The organism is Streptomyces specialis (genome assembly GCF_001493375.1).
Taxonomy (GTDB): Bacteria; Actinomycetota; Actinomycetes; order Streptomycetales; family Streptomycetaceae; genus Streptomyces; species Streptomyces specialis.
This window is the reverse complement of sequence record NZ_LN929885.1, coordinates 1-1,202: the sequence shown is the minus strand read 5'-3', so window position 1 is coordinate 1,202 and position 1,202 is coordinate 1. Positions and strand designations below refer to the sequence as shown.

Genomic DNA, 1,202 nt, shown 5'->3' with positions numbered 1-1,202 from the left:
CCCACCCCACGCCTCCACCCCCCCCTCCGCCGGCAGCGCCAGATGTTCATAACAGCCAGCCCCCCCCCCCCCCCGCCCGGCGCGCCCCCCCCCCCCCCCGCCCCAGCCCCTCGTGCCGCCCCAGCAGCACATCCGCCGGCACCTGGAGCAGCGCCGACCAGGGCAACAGCAACGCCACCTCGCCGAACGCGCCGGGGAACAGCGTCAGCGGCAGGAGCATGCCGGAGAAGAAGATGCCCAGCAGCGTGCTCAGCATGTTCACCCCCGACCCGTCCAGCAGCCAGAACGCGACAAGCGCCACCAGGAACCGCAGGGCGAAGCTGACCACCACCGCCAGCACCACGGAGCCCAGGAAAACCACCCACCGCCCCGGACCCGTGGGCAGCGCCAGCTCGAACGCCACCGCGCCCACCGCGAGCGGCACCACGCCCCGCCCCAGCAACTGGAAGGCCGCGCGCCCTAGATCGGCCGCCAGCCACCACATCTGGAGATCGACGGGCCGGTACAGGTCGATGGCGATGTCCCCGGTGCGGATGCGCTCCTGCAACTCCTCCTCGAACCCGCCGCCCAGCAGCGACACCGAGGCGAGCAGCGCTTGGCCGAGCCAGACGAACGTGAGCGCCTCCGCGCGGTCGTAGCCGCCGAGCCCGGGGCGTCCGGACCAGAGGGCGACGAAGGTGTAGGCCAGGATGAAGCCGAAGACGGTATTGGTGAAAACCCCGGCCGCGGTCGCCAGCCGGTAGGTCGCGTAACGCCGGAAGCCACTGACCGCGACGGCCCGGTACAGCCCCGACCCCCGCCGCATCGCGCGCTCCCTCCCGTCCGCCGGAGCGGGAGAGCGTAGCGACGCCCCCGCGACTCCGGCCACCGGTTTTCGCGGCGCCGACACCCCGGTGACCTGCGGAAGACCTCAACTTGACACTGCTGGGGCCGGTCCGTAACCTCCTTCGAGCTGCCCGGAATACGGACTCCCGAGGTCGATTTGGCTCGACCGGCGGAATCCTCTACGGTAGTAAGCAACTGCTCCCGGAGCTACGGAAGTTCGAGAAATCGAGCGTGGTAGAGTCGGGAACACCGAAGGGAAGCGCCCGGGGGATCCTGAGAGGGATCTGAAGGAAGCGTCCGTTCCTTGAGAACTCAACAGCGTGCTAAAAGTCAATGCCAGATTGTTTAGCAAGATCATGTTCAGCGAGAATCTGTTC

1 protein-coding gene is annotated in these 1,202 nt (G+C 69.0%); it reads right to left on the bottom strand.

Features of this window, described 5'->3' with window-relative positions:
* Positions 1-46: 46 nt before the first annotated feature.
* Positions 47-805 (bottom strand): ABC transporter permease, encoded by a 759-nt coding sequence (locus tag BN2279_RS09750; protein ID WP_059008314.1) that lies wholly within the window; start codon positions 803-805, stop codon positions 47-49.
* Positions 806-1,202 lie beyond the last annotated feature (397 nt).

Bases quoted from the DNA above. Each gene is read 5' to 3' on its own strand.
- BN2279_RS09750 (WP_059008314.1), bottom strand. From the start codon at position 805: ATGCGGCGGGGGTCGGGGCTGTACCGGGCCGTCGCGGTCAGTGGCTTC.